A 21,760-nucleotide genomic window follows, 5' to 3' on the forward strand; every position below is an offset into this window, starting at 1 on the left:
TTAAAAATAGATCGCTGGATAGGTTGAAGGATCTGATTCCCTCATAATTTCATAAACAGCATCCACGATATTTTCCGTGTTCGGTTTTGAGAAATAATCTCCATCCGAACTATAGGCCGGTCGGTGAGCCGTTGCTGCGATACAAACCGCCGGACTTTCTAACCAGGTAAAGGCTCCTTGCCTATCTACCACCTCTTGCATCATATAGGCGGATGCTCCACCTGGCATGTCCTCATCCGCGAAGATGACCCGGTGGGTCTTTTGAATGGAGGCTAGAATGCTGTGGTGTCTATCAAAAGGCAATAAAGTTTGAGCATCAATCACTTCCACCGAGATTCCTAATCCCGCCAAAGTCTCCGCCGCTTCCATCACGATGCGACACATTGAACCATACGTTACGACGGTAATATCGGTCCCCTCCCGCAATATTTCAGGGATACCAAGTGGCACCTCGATTTCAGTTAAATTCGACGGCATCGGTTCTTTCAAGCGGTAGCCGTTCAAACATTCGATCACAATGCCAGGATCATCCCCTTTTAACAAGGTACGGTACATACCAGCCGCTTGTGTCATATTCCGAGGAACACAGAAATGCACGCCACGCAATCCGTTAATTAAAACGGCCATAGGACTACCTGAATGCCAAATACCTTCTAAACGATGACCTCTGGTACGAAGAATCATCGGAGCCTTTTGACCTCCAGCTGTTCTATAATGCAAACAAGCCCAATCATCCGATAAAATAGGGAATGGGTAAAAAATGTAATCTAAATATTGGATCTCTACAATAGGCCTCAAACCACGCATGGCAGCTCCAATTCCTTGGCCCACAATGCTGACTTCTCGAATACCCGTATCCGTCACTTTTAATGGACCATAAATATCCTGTAATCCAGCCAAAGTTTGGTTCACATCCCCTATTTTCCCTACGTCTTCTCCCAGGATAAATACGCGCGGATCTTGCAAGAACTGCGAAAATGCCTTGTTTAGAATCTCTCTTCCATCCACTAAGGCCGGATCTTTATCGTACGTTGGCTTAACCCCTTCGATCAACAAGGGAGACTCATCTGACTCACTCATTTGATGTGAGCTGAAACGTCTTCTGTTTAATTTTTCGAGGTCATCAAGCCATTTGCGTAACAACTTAACTGCAGGACCTTGGTAGAATCGAAAAGCGCGCAAAGTCTTCCGACCCGCCCGCACTAAATCACTGAAAATAGGATAAGGCAGGGCGTTTAATTCATCTATAATTGGCTGTAATAAACTTGGCTCGTTAGTGGACTCTAAGAGGTTCTTTGCGATACGCAAAAACCCTTTTTTATCCACATCTACTGAGGCCATATAGGCCGCAAAGGCTTCTTTTTGATATTTACGCGCTAAAACAACCGCCTCCTCATCAATGACTTTCAATTGCTCTTCAGAGGCAATATTTTCAGCTAAAACCCATTGACGGAACAACACATTGCAATCCGCCTCTAACTCCCAAGCTAGACGCTCAGCAGACTTGTAACGCTCATGTGATCCGGAGGCTGAGTGTCCTTGTGGTTGCGTACATTCTACCACGTGAACAAGGCAAGGAACAAAGTCCTTACGTGCTAGATCTGCCGCCTTTTGGTAGGCCGCAACTAAGCCTGGATAATCCCACGCTTTCACTTGTATAATTTCAAGTCCTTTTTCCTGCTCGTTGCGCTGATAACCTGCTAGAGCTTTCGAAATGGATGATTTTGTCGTTTGAAATTCAATCGGCACCGAGATACCATAACCATCATCCCAAACTGAAAAGACGATAGGAATTTGTAATACGCCTGCCGCATTAATACACTCTAAAAACATCCCCTCAGAGGTGGACGCGTCGCCAATAGTAGTGAAACAAACCTCTTGGCCTTGTTTGGAAAAAAGTGCCTCATGATCTTTTAAATCAGCCCTTTCACGGTACATTTTAGAGGCATAGGCGATGCCCAAAGCACGCGGAATTTGGCCCGCTGTGGACGAAATTCCGGCCACGGTATTGTATCGAGAGGTCTGATCTAACCATTTGCCCTCTTCATCTAACCAACGGGTGGCGTGGTGATTATTCATCTGACGTCCCCCAGAATGTGGGTCAAACTGGATGTCTGGATGACCATATAACTGGGCAAAATACTGTGGCCAGGTTAAATCTCCGATGGCTGCGCCGATGGTCTGATCTCTGTAATAACCCGAAATGTAATCCCCAGGACGCATGGAGCGCGCTAAAGCAATTTGGCATAATTCTTTTCCATCCCCATAAATACCAAACTTCGCCCGGCCAGAAAACACCTCTTTACGCACCAAAAGACTACAAGCACGGCTAATAGCAGCCAGGCGGTAGTCTTCGAGCACTGCAGCAGGATCGAAGGAAAGTGGAGGGTTAGAAAAAGTAAATGAATTCAAATGCTTGGTCTTAATAAACACGTAAAAATACAACAAAATCCTCGGCCTCCAAACAGAATCCGGACAAGAAACTTGCCGAAATCTTTTATTGTTTATAGATTTGAATCGTATATAAAACCAATGAAATTAGATATGAAAAAATTAATCGCCCTATTTGCGCTTGTTTTAGGCTTTGCTTTCACTTCCAACGCGCAAGGTGCTTTAAAATTCAAACAAGAAAAGCACGATTTTGGAACGATCACTGAAGGAACAGTGGCAACCTATAGCTTCGAATTCACGAACACAGGAAAAACGCCTGTCGTTATTTCTAACGTTCAGCCATCTTGCGGATGTACTACTCCAGATTGGACAAGAGAGCCAGTTATGCCAGGTAAAACAGGTAAAGTAACGGCTTCCTATAATTCAGCTGGTCGCCCAGGAAACTTCAACAAAACGGTTACGGTTATCAACAACGGCCAAGTTTCTCAAATCGTTTTAGCGATTCAAGGAAGTGTTGCTGCGAAGAAATAATCTTCCCCTCTTTTAGTAAAAAAGCTCCCTGTTCATCGCAGAGAGCTTTTTTATTTAGTCGTGGTTCTTAAGACTTTCTGTTTCACGCAGCCCATTAATCCAGCCTGCAATTTTCAGCACATCCGCCTTGGGCACGTGACTCATCGGTGCCATTTCGGTAGCGAAGTCCGGCCAGTTTTGCGGGTTAGGCTTATATACTAACTCTAAAATCTTCTGATTTGAATAATTACGCTTAGCGATTTCCGTAAAGGCAGGGCCTATTAATTTACTGTCTTTCGCATGGCAAGCAGAGCACGTATGTTTCTTCAATAGACCCGCAATCCCTAATTCATAGCCCATTGAGTTTTTAACGGTGCGGGCTGTCACAATCACTTTGATTTCCGCTTCAGGTGCCGCCGCCACTAAAGTTGGCCCCGCCGGAATCTCATTCAAGGTATAATATGCCGTTTCGTGTAATAAAGGCTCCCCTTTATCATTCAACACCCCTTTCAGCGTAAATTCATGAATGTAGAAGCGGCGAATTCCATCAATGGAAATGCGTACTTTCTTGCGATCTGCTGACACTTCCACCCCTTTGATTTTCAAGTCTTTTAATTCGATAATCGGGCTACCATATTGGTGTTGATATTTGTATATATACGACCGAATCGCATAAGAAGCGGCTTTCTTCACGGAATTCACATCCACTGGCTGTGTAAAGCTAAACTCAAAACCATCTGACTTCGCTTTGATCATATCGATTTCGAATGGCATATTTCCATTCCAAAACAATCGTTGCAAACCGAAATCATCTTTCCCAGTACTTCCCCAGCCACGAGAGGTCATACCTACGAACATGCTACCATCCAAGCCAAAACGTTCGCGCAAAATACCCGACTGGAATCCCTCGCGGTAGTTGATGGCAAAACCTTGGTACACCCCATTCACTTTCTCCAGCCCCATACGCATTACCTTGGATTGCCCTTGGTCTGCCACGAAATACTGGCCGGGAAATGGGCTAAACTTACCTTTTGTGGTGTCTTGCAATATGTCTGAGGTAGAAATCCCCATAATGGCGTGAGGGAACCAAACCGCCGGTAGTTTAATTTTTGGGTTTTTCTTCGCCGCCTCAAACATAGGTGAACCATTATCTTGAATCTCTTCAAGGCTAAGTTTCAAGGGACTATTCGGTTCTTTCGCCCATTTAAGACCGCCTGGATTTCCAGCAAATTCACCCTTTGCTAAGTGCGTGACACGACCAGAACCGACCCAGTCTCCCTGGTTTTCGCCGTAGAACAAGTCTCCCTCCTCGTTAAAACTGTAACCCGCTGGAGAACGCAATCCACCGGCAAAAGGCTCTAATTTGCCGCCTGGGGTGATTTTTACGAACCAGCCGCGCCATTTGGCAAACTTACCCTCACCAAAACCTACCCACGCTAAATTCAAACTCACCCACATATCTCCGTTCTTATCAATCACAGGGCCATAGGTGTATTCGTGGTAGTTTCCAGACAAATCAAACTGATAGATCGGCTCATATAAATCCGCCACACCATCTCGATCCGTATCAGAAATCTTTGTTAACTCGCCGCGTTGCGAGCAATAAAATGCGCCATCCTTGTAAGCCAAGCCTAACACCTCGTGCAATCCGCTCGCGAAACGACGGTAATAGGTTTGGTGACTTGTTTTTTGGTAGGGATTTTCCACAATCCAAATCTCCCCTCTCCGCGTACTGACCGCCAAACGGCCATCCGGCATCGTTGCCAAGCCGCCCACCTCTAGATAGATCTCTTTGGGGATCGGAAGTGTCTTAATTTCGTAATAATCCTGCTCCTTTTTAGGAGCCAGTTTTGTTTGCGCAAACGCCCCTAGGGCTACTGCAAACAATAAAACAAAGGCTGTATATTTTTTCATCGTTACCAAATCAAATCATAAGTGAATTGTGCTCCAGTAAAAGGCACACGAATCTCTTGCGCGCCGGAAGCTATTTTCAATAATTCAGCGGTGGCACCTTTCCATTCGATAAAGTTGCCAGGCTGTGAAGCCAAGCCATTTTGTAAAATCGACAAGTGATGTCCAGTGGCTAAAACGGCCTCCACATCCGTCATTTGTGGACTTGCTCCTATTAAAGTCAGTGTACGTTTCAAACCATTTCCTGCTGGCTGAATGCGATCTTCCACCCGCAACTTCGCCGCCGGCCACTCGTACATAAATACGGGACGACCTGCCTCTAATCGATAGCCTTTATACACTAATTCTGTTGAATCAGGTTGAGCTTGATGGGATAATACTAAAGGATATTTACCGTCTTGAACGACCGTTAAACCTAAAGGTTCAGAAGTTTGAGGTTCCCCACGATTGTCCCACATCTGTGTAGCATCTAAGAATTTACCTCGCCAAATCTGTAGAATCGCGCCTTGCTTCAAATCGTAAGAATAATGTAACCCAGCTGGATCACCTACGTGAATGACATGCGTTTTTTTCTTTCCTCTATGAAAGGCAAAGGAACGCTGCAAAACTGGTTCCGCATTCGCTTTCACCTCGATTAATCCGACAGCATCCGGATCCAGTAAAGAAGTTCTTTCATGCAATGAAACTAAACGCGCACCAATACGCTTCACATGTAACCCTAAAGCTTTAGGTCCCCAAGGGAAATCTTTAATATGAATAATCTCGAGTACATGTTTTCCTGCTTTCAAAAAGGTGGACGCTGGCACCATTTCATTAAACCAATGTGCCCCTTGATTTAGCACCTTCCCGTCAATTTTCAGTTCTCCAGAACCAGTCCAATAGGTTTGAAATTCGTAGGTATCTTCCTCAGGAATCGTTAATTCAGCTTTGTAATGAATTAAATAATCATTGTTCACCGGAATAACGCGGTAGGTCAAAGCTGGCAACTTACCGGATGACGCGGGCTTGGTAGTCGGGATAATTGGGTCTGTAAATTTGCCTGTATAATAGTCATAAGAAACCTCACCTAAAGAGGCTGTAGGCTTTTCATAGGTCTCAAAACGCAAGTTTCTGAACGCTACAGGTCCGTGGTCACCTTGAATTAGAATAGGGCCAAAAGGCGCTTCCTTATCAAAAATCGCTCCGCGAGTCATCCCTGACACCTCGATGTTTTCTTGAACCACTAAACCATTTAAAATAACCTTTTTAAAGATCGCATTTGCTATTTTTTTACCATTCGCATCGAAGCGAGGGGCTTGAAAATCGATTTCCAAAGTCTGCCATAAGCCGGGAGCTTTACTCGCATTTTGGCGTGGCGCATAACCCTCGTAACCTTCTTTTCCTTTTCCGCGTGAATCATCCCAACGTTCGTAAATACCTCCGCAGTCATCATATTTCACGGTTTTCTTTCCCCATGAATCATACAATTGCACCTCGTATCGACCTTGCAAATAAATACCTGAATTCATTCCTTTAGGCAACATAAAATCAACTAACAGGCGAATATCTCCGTGCTGCATAAGCGACTTCAAATCATCTGCCCGGTGGTACTTGCCACTTCTAAGCGTATTTACGAGGATGCCCTTGCCGGGACTTACTTGCAAAAGCGTATCGGAATACTTCGCAAAAACAGCTTGTTCAATGGTCCAGTTCTTACTGGGCTGATCAAAAGCCGACAAGTCATTGAGGGGAATTACTTGCTGTGCCCAACCTAAAAAGGGGCTGGCGAGCAGCATAGAAAAGAGGAATTTCTTCATGGTTTAATGTAGGTTTATTCAAATTTACCGAAAATCATTTGGCCTTTTCATCGGCACATTCAGGACAGTGGTAGAAATTTTGATGGAAATATAAGGAAGATTCTCTTAATTTGACTTCGCTGAATATAAAAAGCAAAATAAAACCCGATGATACACAAGACGTTTAAAATCAGGAACCTGTTATTGCACCTGTTTTTTTGGGCTTTTCTGATTGCACTTCCCATCCTCTTGGGGCCAAACACGAATTCCAGCAGTGCAGAAGAAATTCGTCGATCTTATTTTTGGATCTTTTATATGACCAGCTTTACAATCATCAATATTCCCTTTTTCTATTTAAATACCGAAATCCTACTTCCTAAGTTATTGAGAGCCAAAGGAGTAATCATATACTTATTAACCCTTATCGGCGCCATTGTTTTCATGCTATGGATTCATGAGGAATTGTTTCGCTGGGCTTATTCTAATTTCTTTCCCGGAAATCATTCGGGTGGCGGCGCTAGACGAGGTGCTTTGATGCGAATGATCTTTCAATTGTTATTTTATGCAGCCATTGGCACTTCGTATCGCTTGATTTCTGACCGTATGAAAGAGGATGAGCAGGTCAAAGAACAGGAGAATGAACGTTTGAAATCTGAGCTCTCCTTTTTACGCTCACAGATCAGCCCGCATTTTATGTTCAATGTTTTAAATAGCGTCGTTTCTTTGTCTCGCAGGAAGCCAGAAATGGTGGAGCAGGTGGTGGTGAAGTTGTCGGAATTAATGCGCTATATGATATATGAAACGAATGATTCGATCGTTCCTATTAGCAAGGAATTGGTGTATTTAGAAAGTTATATTGACTTACAAAAGATTCGTTTTGGGGATGACATTCACATTGATTTCAAGCATGAATTAGGGCCAATATCAAGCCATATAGAGCCTATGTTATTGATCCCATTTGTGGAAAATGCGTTTAAGCATGGGGTGGGGTTCATCGAAAATCCGACCATCGAGATTGAATTAAAGGATAGCGCAACAGAACTCTATTTTAAAGTAGCCAATAAAAAGGGGGCATCGATAAACGAAATAAAAGACGAAAGTTCTGGAATCGGATTAGCGAACGTTAAACGCCGTTTGGAATTATTATATCCCACAAATCATCGCTTAGAAGTCCTTGATTCCGGATCAGACTTTACCATTTCCCTCACCATTCAACACGTATAACATGTCAGAAGAAAATCTAGTGGAAATCCCGGGTACGATTTTGAAGTGCTTGGCGGTAGATGATGAGAGTTTAGCTTTGGACTTAGTGGAAGATAATATCTCCAAAGTTCCCTTTTTGCAACTCGTGAAGCGTTGCCGAAACGCGATGGAGGCCGTGGAATACTTAGAGAATAATCCAGTGGATTTGTTATTTCTGGACATACAAATGCCCGGAATGACAGGCTTGCAATTTTTAGAAAGCCTAACAACAAAACCCATGGTCATTTTCGTGACCGCCTACCAACAATATGCACTAGATGGCTTCAATTTAGATGTCATCGACTATGTACTAAAACCGATCAATTTTGAGCGTTTTTTAAAGGCCAGCCACAAGGCTCTAGACTATCACAAGAGCAAGCTAGTGCTAAATAAACCGGCAGAAGCTCCTAAATTAGAGTTCATTTTTATTCATGCGGATTACTCGTTGATGAAGATTATCCTCGAAGACATTCTCTACATCGAGGGCTTAAAAGATTACATTAAAATCCACCTAAGAACCCAAAAATTCCCGGTAGTTTGTCGCATGACGATGAAATCCATCGAGGAAAAATTACCGTCCAACGATTTTATTCGAGTGCACAAATCGTTCATCGTTTCACTCAGCAAGATGGAGTCTATTCGTAGTCAAAAAATCAAAATAGGCGAGAACCACATTCCGATCAGCGAAAGTTATTCTGAGCATTTTTACCAAATCATCGGCTATCAAAAGCAATAAATTGTAACTTTGAGAATTGACCGAACATTCACGCATGTCCATTCTTAAAAAATTAGCTGGCGAAACCCTTTCCTATGGATTCAGTACGATCCTAGGGCGCTCTCTGAATTTTTTATTGGTTTTCATCCACACGGCTGCCTTTATGCCGGCTGCCTTAGGCGTTAATGTCAAACTCTATGGCTACGTAGCCATCGCTAATATCATCTACACGTACGGAATGGAAACGGCTTATTTCCGCTATGCGAAAGAGGCGCCAGAACGCTACTATAATATCATTTTAACGGCCATCATCCTGACATCAGGCGTATTTACCATCGGATTATTCGTCTTTGCAGACCCTTTGATGGCACAACTTGGATACGAGGGTAAAGGACAATTTATGCGCTGGCTTGCCTTGATTTTAGCCATCGATGCGGTGACTGCGATTCCTTTCGCGCGTTTAAGACTGGAACGTAAAATTCAATTATTTGTCAAGGCAAAAATCGTTTCCATCCTAATTAATGTAGGGTTGAATCTCTTCTTTTTAGCGCTTTTAAAACCAATGCACGAAGGTCATTGGGGACCGGCTTTTTTACAGAATCTCTATTTCCCGAGTATTGGAGCCGGCTACATTTTCCTAGCTAATTTGCTCGCAAACGCTAGTCTCTTTTATTGGCTACGCTCCTCTTTTACGGATTTCAAATGGACATGGGATGGCGCGGAAATGAAAAAATTGTGGGTCTACTCCTACCCCATCATGTTCATGAGTCTAGCGGCGATGTTTAACTTGATGTTTGACCGTTTATTGCTGGAGGAGTTTTTGCCCGAGGGATTTTATCCTGGGAGAAGTTCGGAAGACGCCTTAGGCATTTATGGTAATTGCTACAAGCTTTCGGTGTTCATGAGTTTAGCGATTCAGGCTTTTAAGTATGCTGCGGAACCTTTCTTTTTAGGTTCGAAGTCTGCCGAAAATTCGCAATCGAATTTAGCGCTAGTGAGCCATTGGTTTGTCATTGTTTGCTTGGTTTTATGGGTGGGCGTGAGTTCGAATTTGTTCTGGATTCAAGGATTATTTTTGCGTCAATCCATCTATTGGGAAGGCATTGGGGTGGTGCCTGTTTTATTACTTGCTAACTTATTTTTAGGAGTGTATTATACACAATCGGTTTGGTTTAAAAAGACGAACAAAACCTACATGGGTACGGTGATTACAGTGACTGGATTGGCTGTTACTTTAGTGGGCAACGTCCTCTTCATTCCGATTTATGGCTATATGGCCTGCGCGTATTCGTTCTTGACATCAGCGATCGTGATGACTTTGTTGTGTTATGTAGGGGGCCAAAAATTCGATCCCGCACCCTACCGCTGGATGGCCGCGATCATATACATTAGTTTAGGGATTCTAGCTATTGAATCCGGATCCTTATTATCACGAATAGAAATTCCCCTTTTTATTAGCCAGAACATCGGATTTATTTGTATTTTGGCCTACATATTGATCAAAGAATTTTCCTGGAAAAACGGAAAACCAAGCTTAGCCCTGAAATGAAAAGTGAACTGAATACGCAATACCTAAATCTCCAGCTGAAGATCGGCGGGATGATGGATCGCTTGAAATCAAACCAGGGAACTATTACAGAAAAACAGGCTCAGATTGAAGATCTACAACAAAAGCTAACGGAAAAATCGGAGGAGCTCGCCAAAGCCAAAAGGCGGTTAAAAGAATTGGAAAAAAACTTTAAAAAATCAGATAATTTCGCTAAAATTGTAGCTAGTACAGATAACACAGCAGTTCCCACCGCTGAGTTGAAACAAAAGTTAGAAGAATATATTACAAAAATAGATCATTGCATTGACCAATTACGCAATCCATGAATCCTAAAATCCCTTGTAATCTACTGGTAGGCATACAAAGTATCGCCTTAAAAGTTAGTCCGAGCGAGGAATCATGCGTACGAAATGCAGCATCATTAGTGAACAAGCTTGTTCGTTATTACGAAAAGCAAACAAATAGTTCAGATCCCGCAGCCGTGATGGCGATGGTGGCACTCGATTTAGCCATGTGTGGTTTGAAATTTGACGCAGAACACAATTCACTCCAAAGCGATATTTTGGAAAAAAATGAAAAATTGTTGGCGCTAGCGGCTGAGTTCACAGTATAATTTTCCTTTTATTTCGATTTTTCCGGGGACTAATGTATAAACACACATTCGTTCTATATGTCCACTATATTAACTTTTATTCTCCCTCTTATCGCTGCGGCCGGAGGGTTATTTGCCGGAAAAGTATTCTACTCGAAAGTAAATAAAAACATCGAAGGGGATGCGCAACGCAAAGCGGAAGACATCCTAAAAAATGCAGAACTCTCTGCAGAAAACATCAAAAAAGACCGTATGCTTGAAGCGAAGGAAAACTTCCTACGTCTACGGGCTGAATTCGAAGAAGAGTCTCAAAACAAAAAGGGAATTCTTTTAGAGAACGAACAAAAACTACGCGAAAAAGAGCGCGTATTAGCGCAACAAGCGGAGCAACAACGCACGGCAGAACAAGAACTACATTCAGCTAAACAAAGTGTTCAAGCGAAGGAAGAAAACTTCCGTAAGAAGCTAGAAGAGGTGGAGAAGAAACGCGAGGAAGCAGAAGCGATGCTTGCCAATCAAATCAGCCAATTAGAGAAAATTGCAGGTCTTTCTGCGGATGAAGCACGCCAACAGATTATGGATGCGTTAAAGGCTGAGGCAGAATCGAAAGCAAGTTCACTTGTGAAACAAGCCATCGAAGAAGCGAAGTTAACGGCTACGAAAGAAGCGAAGAAAGTCGTGATCGAAACGATTCAACGTACGGCGGCTGAAAATGCGATCGAAAACTGCGTTTCTGTATTCAACATCGAATCAGACGATATCAAAGGTAAAATCATCGGTCGTGAAGGCCGTAACATTCGTGCGCTAGAAGCGGCGACAGGTGTGGAATTCATCGTGGATGATACGCCGGAGGCGATTATCATTTCAGGTTTCGATCCAGTTCGTCGTGAGATTGCTCGTTTATCCTTACACCGTTTGGTACAGGATGGCCGTATTCACCCAGCTCGTATCGAAGAGGTGGTGAACAAGACGCGTAAGAACATTGACGATGAGATCATCGAAATAGGTGAGAAGACGGTAATTGACTTAGGTATTCACGGCTTACACCCTGAATTAATTAAGATGGTGGGACGTATGCGTTTCCGTTCTTCTTATGGCCAAAACTTGTTACAACACTCGCGCGAAGTCGCGAAGCTTTGTGCAACAATGGCAGCTGAATTAGGATTGAATGCGAAGCTAGCGAAACGTGCAGGTCTATTGCATGATATTGGTAAAGTTTGGCATGAAGAACCAGAACTTCCTCACGCATTGCTAGGAATGGAACTGGCTCAGAAATACAAAGAGCATCCTGAAGTATGTAATGCGATCGGAGCTCACCACGATGAATGCGAGATGACTTCCATGATCTCTCCTATCATTCAGGTATGTGATGCGATCTCTGGTTCACGTCCAGGTGCACGTCGCGAGATGATGGAGTCGTACATGAAGCGTCTTCGTGATTTAGAAACATTGGCTACTTCATTCGATGGTGTTCAGAAATGCTATGCTATCCAAGCGGGTCGCGAGTTACGTATCATGGTCGATTCAGAGAATGTAAGCGATGAAAAAGCATCCAACTTATCATTCGACATTTCACAGAAAATCGAGAAAGAGATGCAGTATCCTGGTCAAATCAAAGTAACGGTGATTCGCGAAATGCGCGCCGTGAACTTTGCAAAATAGGATCGAAATCGAGTATATTTATGGCGCCACCCTGCGGGTGGCGCCATTTTTTTTACACTTCTATGCTAGAAATAAAATCCCCCCAAACCGACTCGGACTGGAAAGCCTACTACGCCTTGCGTTTTACCGTATTAAGAGAGCCTTGGAACCAACCGCTGGGCTCAGAAATACTTGCTGATGAAAACCAGGCTATGCATGCGATTGCGCTTGAAGACACAAAGGTTTTAGGCGTAGCTCGCATGCACGAATCGGCTGAAAAACAAGGTCAAGTACGCTGTGTAGCAATCGCAACCGCCGTTCAGGGAAAGGGAATTGGAAAAGCCATCATGGCTTACTTAGAAGAGAAAGCAATTGAAAAAGGCTGGACTGAAATAGTCTTAGAGGCGAGAGAAAATGCCGTGCCGTTTTATGAAGCGATTGGCTACACAATTGTTGCCGAATCGTATTTATTGTTTGGAGAGATCCAACATTACCGGATGCAGAAAAGCCTATAAAAAAAGCGCTACCTCTTTCGAAATAGCGCTTCATTTATGTTTGTAAAAACTAGTGCTTGTGCTCTAGGCCTTGTGCACTTGGAATCTGGTTGAATTCAATACCTGATTTACGTGCATCTTTGAACGCTTCCTTCGGCTTGATGCTCAAGATTTGGAATAATTCCGCATCTGATTTCGTATCCGGATTAGGCGTCGTCAATAAGACATCACCAGAGAAGATCGAATTTGCACCTGCCATAAAGCAGAAAGCCTGGCCTTCGTAGTTTAATTCTAAACGCCCCGCTGATAAACGAACCGCTGACTTGGGCATCATGATTCTAGCAGTGGCGATAACGCGCACTAGATCCCAAACAGAGGCTGTCTTTTGATTCTCAAAAGGTGTTCCTTCTACTGGAACTAGATTATTCACTGGAACAGATTCAGGGTGCTCTGGCAAATTAGCCAACGTCAAAAGCATTCCAATGCGATCTCCCGCACTTTCACCCATTCCGATGATTCCGCCTGAACAAACAGATAATTTTGCTTTACGTACGTTCCCTAGCGTCTCTAAGCGATCATCGTAGGTACGTGTTGAGATGACATCGTCATAGTATTCTTCACTCGTATCGATGTTGTGGTTGTAGGCATAAAGACCCGCCTCCTTTAATTTCTGCGCTTGCTCTTCAGATAACATGCCTAAAGTACAGCAAACTTCCATGCCTAAGGAATTTACGCCTTTCACCATATCTAGTACACGGTCAAAATCCTTGTTATCACGCACCTCGCGCCAAGCCGCTCCCATACAGAATCGAGAACTACCACTATCTTTCGCGCGGTTTGCTGCTTGAATAACTTCCTCGTAAGGAAGTAATTTTTGCACCTTCACATTTGTGTGGTAACGAGCTGCCTGCGAGCAATAAGAACAATCCTCTGGACAACCACCTGTTTTGATGGAAAGTAAAGTAGAGATTTGGACCTCATTCGGGTCAAAATTCTCGCGGTGCACTGTCGCCGCTTGATAGACCAAATCCAAAAAGGGTTGGTTGTATATTTTTTCTACCTCTTCTCGAGTCCAATTATTACGTACCATATAAGCTTTATTTCTATTCAAATTCCATTAAATAAGGCATCATTGCTAAGAAGCCCTCTCTCTTTTTCCAACGGTTCACCTCCAATACAGACGATGCCCAAGGAATATTTTTGGCTAATAAACGCTCTGAAAGCGATGTTTCAGACGTCGCTGAATTCAACAACTCGTCCACGAAAGATTTCGCCTTCGGATAAACCGAAACCTTGTAAGTACCCGGCTTTAATTTCACCTTAGCCGCCGCAATTTCAATTGCCTTGTCCAATCCACCTAATTCATCCACTAAGCCAATCTGTTTTGCTTGCGCTCCTGTCCAAACACGACCACCTGCTAACGATTGCAAACGTTGTAAAGTCATCTTGCGACCTGCCGCCGCTTTCGTCGTAAACGACAAGTATCCTTTGTTCACGGAGTTTTGTACAACTGACTTCTGGAAATCGGTTAAAGCTCCAGCCGAGGTCATAAAATTCGAGTTCGCGTGTGTGTTCACGTGATCCTGCGTAATACCCATGGTATTTTTGAGGAAATTATCTACATTAAACCAGGCCGCAAAGATTCCGATCGAACCTGTAATTGTCGTAGGTTGTGCCACGATTACATCCGTGCCCATCGCCATATAATAACCACCAGAGGCTGCATAATTTGACATCGAGGAGATAATCGGTTTTACTTTCTTGGTCAATTCAATCTCGCGCCACATGATATCAGACGCTAAAGAAGATCCTCCTGGAGAATCAATTCTAAGTACGATGGCTTTGACTGATTTACTCTCCCGTAATTTCTTCAATTCTTTCACGAAATCATCAGAACCAATATTCCCCTCACTTGCTCTCGTTCCAGAAATCTCTCCCTCCGCCACTAAAACCGCGATACGATCTTTTCCCTCTACTTCGTCAATCGGGTTTTTGGCCTGTAAATAATGATTCAAAGACACATAGTTTATTTTCTCTTTTTCTCCTGATGCTTTCTTCAATAATACCTCAAATTCATCCCAATAACCTTGCTTCACCATCCCAAGCTTCTCTGCAGATGCAGGCTCAAAAGCTTGAAGACTGTCTGCAATCTGATCTAATTTACGTACAGGTATATTTTTAGATCGAGCAATTTTGTCAAAAACATAGGTGTTAATCGACTGCAAGAAAGAGGAGGTCTGCGCCTTGTTTTCTTCGCTCATATCTTCGCGAATGAACGGCTCCACGGCTGACTTATAAGTTCCCACTCGGAACACTAAAGGCTCGATTTCTAATTTATCTAGGGCTTTCTTATAGAACGAGTACTGAACGCTAATTCCATTGAAATCCAATAACCCATTCGGATTCAAATACGTCTTATCCGCCACAGAAGAAATGTAATACCCTTTTTCCGTATACGAATTCGCATAGGCATAAACAAACTTCCCTGACTTTTGGAACTTCTGAATCGCCTCGCGAATTTCAGATAATTGCGCATATCCAGCGATTGGATAACTAGCATCAAGGTAAATGCCTTTTATTTTGGGGTCGACTTTCGCGCGCTCTAAAGCTGACAATACTTGAATCAAACCCAAATTTTCTGGCGGAGCAAAGTACAAATCTGTAATGGCCGCAAACGGATTATCCTCCGTCGTAGCGTTTTCTACGATAGGGCGATTCAAATCTAATTTCAAGACGGAATTATCTTTCAAATCGTAGACCTCATCCGAACTACCCATAGCAGCACCTACGCCAGCTAATAACAACAAGGAGACGATCGCAAAAAGAAAAAGTCCCACGACAGTCGCTAACGAATATTTGACAAATTGCCACATAGATTTACATTATTAAGGTTTCTAACCAAAGTTTTTACGGTAATCTTCCCGTGCCTGGCGAATCACTTCGAACGCTACATCACGGCCATAAATGTCATCAATATCTACCGCATTGGAGGTAGTTTCTCCTGGCAACATTTTGTACGTCCAGAAATAGTGTCTCAAACGCTCTACGATATCTTTAGGTGCATCCGCAATGTCTTTCCATTTGCCATAAATCGGATCATCCTTCAATACCGCAATAATTTTATCATCCGCCTCACCCTTATCAATCATGCGAATTCCTCCAATCGGAATCGCTTGGCATAAAATATCTCCGTGCGTAATCGCACGCTCTGAAAGCACTAAAATATCCAACGGATCGCCATCTCCTCTTTCAATATCCTTACCAGAATACTTTCGCGCTAATTCCGCGATGCCATCAGAACAGTATGTTTGTGGCAAAAAGCCATATAAAGCTGGAACAATGTTCGAGAATTTCTGCGGACGGTCGATCTTCAGATATCCCGTTTGCTTGTCAATCTCGTATTTCACCGTATCCGTAGGAACAATTTCAATAAACGCGGTCACTAATTCAGGCATTTGATCACCTATTTGAACGCCATGCCAAGGATGTGCCTTAAAGAAGTTTCTATTCATAATCTTTTTATTAAATCTAACTTAGGTTAAAAATCCCTGCAAATTACGAAAAACAAAGGATAAATTCTGCTAAATTTGTTGTTTGCATTGCGCTAATAGACATGATTTATCCAATTATACCCTACGGGGACCCTGTTTTAAGAAAAGTCGCATCCCCTATTGAATTAGGGAGCCTCGATTTAATCAAATTATCGGAAGATATGTTTGAGACCATGTATGCGGCCAGCGGCGTTGGTTTAGCTGCGCCTCAGATCGGCATGGACATTCGCTTATTTGTGGTGGATGGTCGCCCCATGAACGAAGGAGAAAAGGACGAGGACGTGGATGAGTCATTAATTGGATTTAAGAAGGTGTTTGTGAATCCGACTATTTTGGAAGAAACAGGCGACGAATGGGGATTCGAGGAAGGATGTCTTTCTATCCCAGGTATTCGTGGCGAAGTGTATCGCCCAGAATACGTGAAAATTCACTACTGGACAGAGCAAGGCGAAGAAAGAACGGATATTTTCGAAAGCTTAGCTGCTCGCATTATCCAACATGAATACGATCATATCGAAGGTATTTTATTCACAGATCATTTGAATCCTGTGAAGAAGCGCCTCATCAAAAATAAGTTAAGTGATATCACGCGAGGAAAAGTTTCCGTGGATTACAAAATGAAGCTTACTCGTTAATTAGACAGATGAAAATTTCCCTTAATTGGTTACGTGATTTTATTGATATTTCGAAGCTTCCTGCCCAAGGCAGCCCAGAAGAATTAGACGTTTTATTAACTAACACTGGACTAGAAGTGGAAGGCATTGAGCCGCACGATAAAGTTCCAGGTGGATTGAAAGGGTTCGTTGTGGGTGAAATTTTGACCTGCGAAAAATTCGAAGTGAAAGAGAAAACCTTGAGCTTGACGACGGTAGACGCAGGTTTGGACGAAATATTAACGATCGTTTGTGGAGCTGCGAATGTAGCAGCTGGCCAAAAAGTGATCGTCGCCACACCTGGCACCCAATTATACGACAAAGAGGGCAAAGAATTGTTCAAAATCGAGAAGCGCAAAGTCTACGGACAACCATCTGAGGGAATGATTTGTGCAGAAGATGAAATCGGTTTAGGGTCATCTCACGACGGGATTTTAGTTTTGGATACTCAGGTGCCTAACGGAACACCTGCCGCATCCTTTTTTGACATTGCAGGTGATTTAGTATTAGAAATTGGATTAACGCCAAACCGCGCAGATGCAGCCTCTCACTGGGGTGTAGCACGCGATATTCGTGCTGTAACTGGCCTACCTATTCAATTGCCATCGCCAGCCTTAGTGATCGAAAGCAATGCACATCCTATCACGGTTGAAGTAAAAGACGCGGGGTGCGATCGCTTCTGTGGCATCACCATCGATGGTATTCAAGTAGCACCATCACCGGCTTGGTTACAAGAACGTTTAGCGGCTATCGGATTGCGTCCCATCAATAACGTGGTCGATATCACGAATTTCATATGCCATGGATTAGGCCAGCCGATGCATGCGTACGATTGGAACGAAATTAAAGGCGGAAAATTAATCGTCGATACTTTACCGACTGGTACTTTATTCAAAACATTAGATGGCATCGAGCGCAAATTAACGGGCGAAGAATTGATGATCTGCGACGCATCAGGCGCTATCGGCATGGCTGGCGTGATGGGCGGAGAAGATTCTGGCATTAAAGACAGCACCACACGTGTATTTTTAGAAGTCGCTCACTTCAAGCCCGAACGCATTCGTAAAGCAAGCCAAATTCATGGACTCAAAACCGATGCTTCGTTCCGTTTCGAGCGTGGCACGGATATTCAGGCGAAATTATTCGCTTTGGAATACGCAGCCCAATTAATTCAAGAAGTAGCCGGCGGTAAAATCACCTCTGAGCCGATTGATTATTACCCTACTCAGGTTGAATTAGTTAGTATTCCTGTAAGCGTTCGCCGCGTGCAACAATACATCGGTATTGAATTAGCGGCTGAGCGAATCAAGGAAATTTTAACGCTTTTAGATTTCAAAATCGAAGCAGATAAAGGCGACGAATTTGTTGCTATCTCCCCTGCTTACCGCGTCGATGTGACCAGAGAGGCAGATATCATCGAGGAAATCTTGCGTATTCATGGCTTGGATAACATCCCGTTATCGGATCATTTGAGCGCGAATTTCATTTCGGAATTTCCCCTTTTAGATAAGGAGCGCGTGCAGTTGAATATTTCACAAATTTTGACGGCCAAAGGTTTCCAGGAAATCATCACCAATTCATTAACGAAAGCCGATGCGCACGCATCGATCGCCAAAGATTTATCCTTCGAAACGGTAGAAATCCTAAACCGCCTATCTGAAGACTTAGGCGTCATGAGACAGCACATGTCTTTCGCCGGATTAGAGGTGTTAGCGCACAATATTAACCGCCGCCAAAAAGATTTGAAAGTCTTTGAATTTGGCAAAACCTACCATAAAAAAGGCGCTAAATATATCGAAAAGAAACATTTAGCCTTATTTACAACCGGTTTATGGGCGGGAGAAACCTGGTCTAGTGCACCTACAAAAACGGCGCTACACCACTTATACCAAGTCAGTATCGAATTAATGCGCTCAATGGGGGTAACCGAATTTGAGACAGATACCATCGAAAATTCGAGTGTGTTTGCCTTCGGATTACGCATTTCCATCAATAAGAAAGCTTGTCTAGAAGTGGGGATGATTCACCCGAATTTAGCTAGTAAATGGGAGGTAAAGCAAGACGTATTCTTCGCCGATTTCGATTGGGATTACTGGGTGAAGCAAGAAAAGGCAGACTTCGTCTACCAGGAGATTTCCAAATTCCCAGAGGTGCGTCGTGACTTATCACTTGTCGTAGATAAAACGGTTAGCTACCAAGCCATCCGCAAACTAGCGGAGCAATACGAGAAGAATTTATTGAAAAATGTGTCGATATTCGACGTTTACGAGGGCAAAAACCTAGGCGAAGGCAAGAAAGCATATTCTGTAAGCTTTACGCTACAAGATGAGTCTCAAACCTTAACAGATAAGGTAATTGAGTCCACGATGGATCGCTTAATGAAAGGATTCGAGAAAGAAATAGGGGCGCTAATTCGAAAGTAATTAGCGCTTGAACATGCCACCTAAATTAGGCATCTTCATCTTTCCGTCCTGAACCTTGTTCATCATTTTCATCATTTTGCGCATGTCTTCGAACTGCTTCAATAGGTTATTCACCTCTTGAATCGATGTTCCCGACCCTGCCACAATACGATTCTTGCGTGATGGGTTCAAAATATCTGGATTCTGACGCTCTTTCGCTGTCATCGAATTAATGATCGCTTCGATGGGCTTGAAAGAATCATTGGAAATATCCACATCTTTAACAGCTTGGCTCATCCCTGGCACCATACCCATCAAATCCTTGATGTTACCCATCTTCTTGATTTGCTGAAGCTGTGCGTAGAAATCTTCAAACGTAAAGTTGTTTTGGCGTATCTTCTTATTTAAACGAGCCGCCTCATCTTCGTCAAAAGCCTGCTGCGCACGCTCCACTAAAGACAACACGTCCCCCATTCCGAGGATACGGTTCGCCATACGATCAGGATAGAACTGATCCAAGGCTTCCATTTTCTCCCCAGTAGAAATGAATTTGATTGGTTTATCTACAATTTGACGGATAGAAAGGGCCGCACCACCGCGGGAATCCCCATCTAATTTCGTTAAGACAACGCCATCAAAATTTAATCGATCATTAAAGGTCTTCGCCGTATTCACCGCATCTTGACCAGTCATCGAATCCACGACGAACAAAATCTCCGTTGGTTTAATTGCCTCTTTTACAGCAGCGATCTCATTCATCATCGCCTCGTCCACCGCCAAACGACCCGCCGTATCGACAATGACTACTTTTTTACCCATTTTACGGGCATAAGACAACGCGTTCTCTGCGATGCTAACGGCATTCTTATTTTCAGGCTCTGCGTACACTTCCACCCCTACTTGCTCTCCCAATACTTTCAATTGGTCAATCGCCGCAGGACGGTAAATATCGCAGGCTACTAATAGGACATTGCGCCCCCCTTTTTTAATGTATTGAGCTAATTTACCTGAGAAAGTCGTCTTACCAGAACCTTGTAAACCCGCGATTAAAACGACAGCTGGATCGCCTTTTAGGTTAATGTCCTGCTTTTGGCCACCCATTAACTGGGTTAACTCTTCGTGAACGATTTTAATCAATAATTGACCAGGCTCGACGGAGATTAGGATTTTTTGGCCCATTGCCTGATCCTTAATGCGATCAGTAATCTCTTTTGCCACCTTATAGTTAACGTCCGCGTCCATCAGGGCGCGGCGAATTTCTTTTACCGTAGCAGCAACGTTAATATCAGTAATTCTGCCATTCCCCTTCAGGGTACGCATAGCAGTGGTCAACTTCGAACTTAAATTCTCAAACATAGTATCTAAAAAAAGGACTGCAATTTACGCTTTTTCAGGCAAATTTTAATCAAATAAAATGGTCTTGTTTTCATGAATAAAGACGCGATCTTCGAGGACGAGTTGCAAAGCTTTGGCCAAAACCGATTTTTCTACTTCCTTTCCTGCCTTCGACATTTGTTTCGCATCATAAGAGTGGTTTACTGACACCACATCTTGACAAATAATCGGACCTTCATCTAAATCATCCGTCACAAAATGAGCGGTCGCTCCAATAATCTTTACGCCACGCTGAAAAGCTTGCTGGTACGGATTAGCTCCGACAAAGGCAGGCAAAAAAGAATGGTGAATATTGATCATCTTACCTAAATAGGCAGAAGCAAATTCTGGTGTCAGAATGCGCATATATTTAGCCAGCACAATTAAATCAGGATTTGCTGCATCAATAATCAGCCTAAGCTGCGCCTCATGCGCTTCTCTCGTTAACCCTTCTGCCGGCACGTGAGTAAATGGTATCGAAAACTGGGCACAAAGTGGTGCTAACACCGCATGATTACCCACCACCCCCACAATCGAAAAGGGCATATCTTCGAATTGAGATTTAATCAATAAATCTCCCAAACAATGGTGCTCTTTCGTCACACATACTAAAACTCGCTTCTTAGCTGGCGGAATCACCTCGACTTTTGCATCTGAAGGCAAGACGGCTTCGATCTCCTGAGTCAGCAACTTCAGATCTGTAGATCCGCTAAAAGAAACCCGCATAAAAAAGCGATCCTTAGGTTCATCCACAAATTCATTGGTTTGGGTGACATTCAATAATTTAGCGAATAACACCCCCGTTATTTTATGAACTAAACCCTTCTCATCCCTACAAGCAATCTTAATTACTGTTTCCATCAAAAAAAAGCGAAATTTTGACAAAAATACCCCAAAATAATGGAGGAAAAAAGATTTAGTCTTTACCTTTGCAAGATTAACACAACCTATCAAAATTTT

General features: G+C 43.3%; 18 protein-coding genes. 10 read left to right on the forward strand and 8 right to left on the reverse strand.

Translation table 11 applies throughout. The features are described 5' to 3' along the window. On the reverse strand, positions 1-2,412 hold the full coding sequence (locus SKC37_RS10665; RefSeq protein WP_377981459.1) for an alpha-ketoacid dehydrogenase subunit alpha/beta: 2,412 nt from the start codon (positions 2,410-2,412) through the stop codon (positions 1-3). A gap of 132 nt (positions 2,413-2,544) precedes the next feature. Here SKC37_RS10665 and SKC37_RS10670 point away from each other — a divergent pair, with 132 nt between their 5' ends. After that, positions 2,545-2,922, forward strand: a complete 378-nt coding sequence (locus tag SKC37_RS10670; protein ID WP_377981460.1) for a DUF1573 domain-containing protein — start codon at positions 2,545-2,547, stop codon at positions 2,920-2,922. Positions 2,923-2,976: 54 nt separating this feature from the next. On the opposite strand, the gene SKC37_RS10675 is transcribed toward SKC37_RS10670, so the two are convergent. Both SKC37_RS10675 and SKC37_RS10680 read right to left on the reverse strand, forming a co-directional pair. After that, on the reverse strand, positions 2,977-4,815 hold the full coding sequence (locus SKC37_RS10675) for a hypothetical protein (RefSeq protein WP_377981461.1): 1,839 nt from the start codon (positions 4,813-4,815) through the stop codon (positions 2,977-2,979). A gap of 2 nt (positions 4,816-4,817) precedes the next feature. Continuing rightward, entirely contained in the window at positions 4,818-6,608 is a 1,791-nt protein-coding gene (locus tag SKC37_RS10680) for a 3-keto-alpha-glucoside-1,2-lyase-like domain-containing protein (protein ID WP_377981462.1), read from the reverse strand. A 294-nt stretch (positions 6,609-6,902) separates the two neighbouring features. On the opposite strand from SKC37_RS10680, the gene SKC37_RS10685 reads away from it, so the two are divergent. The 7 genes from SKC37_RS10685 (at position 6,903) to SKC37_RS10715 (ending at position 12,841) form a co-directional block, all read left to right on the forward strand. After that, complete coding sequence (locus SKC37_RS10685) at positions 6,903-7,811, forward strand: sensor histidine kinase (protein WP_377981463.1); 909 nt, start codon at positions 6,903-6,905, stop codon at positions 7,809-7,811. A 1-nt stretch (position 7,812) separates the two neighbouring features. After that, on the forward strand, positions 7,813-8,565 hold the full coding sequence (locus SKC37_RS10690; RefSeq protein WP_377981464.1) for a LytR/AlgR family response regulator transcription factor: 753 nt from the start codon (positions 7,813-7,815) through the stop codon (positions 8,563-8,565). 34 nt (positions 8,566-8,599) lie between these two features. Next, positions 8,600-10,093: a lipopolysaccharide biosynthesis protein gene (locus tag SKC37_RS10695; protein WP_377981465.1), complete on the forward strand. Its 1,494-nt coding sequence runs from the start codon at positions 8,600-8,602 to the stop codon at positions 10,091-10,093. Further along, positions 10,090-10,419, forward strand: a complete 330-nt coding sequence (locus SKC37_RS10700; protein WP_377981466.1) for a hypothetical protein — start codon at positions 10,090-10,092, stop codon at positions 10,417-10,419. The genes SKC37_RS10695 and SKC37_RS10700 overlap by 4 nt, the downstream gene beginning before the upstream one ends. Beyond that, positions 10,416-10,706, forward strand: coding sequence for a cell division protein ZapA (locus tag SKC37_RS10705; protein ID WP_377981467.1), 291 nt, complete (start codon positions 10,416-10,418; stop codon positions 10,704-10,706). The genes SKC37_RS10700 and SKC37_RS10705 overlap by 4 nt, the downstream gene beginning before the upstream one ends. A 57-nt stretch (positions 10,707-10,763) precedes the next feature. Next, entirely contained in the window at positions 10,764-12,347 is a 1,584-nt protein-coding gene (gene rny, locus SKC37_RS10710) for a ribonuclease Y (RefSeq protein ID WP_377979097.1), read from the forward strand. 62 nt (positions 12,348-12,409) lie between these two features. After that, the gene (locus tag SKC37_RS10715; protein WP_377981468.1) at positions 12,410-12,841 is read left to right on the forward strand and encodes a GNAT family N-acetyltransferase; all 432 of its coding nucleotides are present in this window, start codon (positions 12,410-12,412) and stop codon (positions 12,839-12,841) included. A gap of 49 nt (positions 12,842-12,890) precedes the next feature. Here SKC37_RS10715 and bioB read toward each other — a convergent pair whose 3' ends face one another. From bioB to SKC37_RS10730, 3 genes are read right to left on the reverse strand one after another with little or no spacing between them, the layout of a single operon-like run. Beyond that, positions 12,891-13,910 (reverse strand): biotin synthase BioB, encoded by a 1,020-nt coding sequence (gene bioB / locus SKC37_RS10720; protein ID WP_377981469.1) that lies wholly within the window; start codon positions 13,908-13,910, stop codon positions 12,891-12,893. A gap of 13 nt (positions 13,911-13,923) precedes the next feature. After that, on the reverse strand, positions 13,924-15,693 hold the full coding sequence (gene sppA, locus SKC37_RS10725; RefSeq protein ID WP_377981470.1) for a signal peptide peptidase SppA: 1,770 nt from the start codon (positions 15,691-15,693) through the stop codon (positions 13,924-13,926). A gap of 21 nt (positions 15,694-15,714) precedes the next feature. Next, a complete protein-coding gene (locus SKC37_RS10730; protein ID WP_377981471.1) occupies positions 15,715-16,332 on the reverse strand; it encodes an inorganic pyrophosphatase in 618 nt (205 codons plus the stop codon). Between the two features lie 101 nt (positions 16,333-16,433). Between SKC37_RS10730 and def the strand changes: the two genes are divergently transcribed. Both def and pheT read left to right on the forward strand, forming a co-directional pair. Next, the gene (gene def / locus SKC37_RS10735) at positions 16,434-17,006 is read left to right on the forward strand and encodes a peptide deformylase (RefSeq protein ID WP_377981472.1); all 573 of its coding nucleotides are present in this window, start codon (positions 16,434-16,436) and stop codon (positions 17,004-17,006) included. Positions 17,007-17,014: 8 nt separating this feature from the next. After that, positions 17,015-19,447, forward strand: a complete 2,433-nt coding sequence (gene pheT / locus SKC37_RS10740) for a phenylalanine--tRNA ligase subunit beta (protein ID WP_377981473.1) — start codon at positions 17,015-17,017, stop codon at positions 19,445-19,447. On the opposite strand, the gene ffh is transcribed toward pheT, so the two are convergent. Together ffh and purU are read right to left on the reverse strand one after the other, a co-directional pair. After that, the gene (gene ffh / locus SKC37_RS10745; RefSeq protein WP_130894916.1) at positions 19,448-20,782 is read right to left on the reverse strand and encodes a signal recognition particle protein; all 1,335 of its coding nucleotides are present in this window, start codon (positions 20,780-20,782) and stop codon (positions 19,448-19,450) included. It lies immediately after the preceding gene. A 45-nt stretch (positions 20,783-20,827) separates the two neighbouring features. After that, positions 20,828-21,661 carry a formyltetrahydrofolate deformylase gene (purU, locus tag SKC37_RS10750; protein WP_377981474.1) on the reverse strand — a complete coding sequence of 278 codons (834 nt, stop codon included), beginning with the start codon at positions 21,659-21,661 and terminating at the stop codon, positions 20,828-20,830. Positions 21,662-21,760: the final 99 nt, after the last annotated feature.

It is taken from the genome of Aquirufa esocilacus (assembly GCF_042715595.1).
Classification (GTDB): Bacteria; Bacteroidota; Bacteroidia; order Cytophagales; family Spirosomataceae; genus Aquirufa; species Aquirufa esocilacus.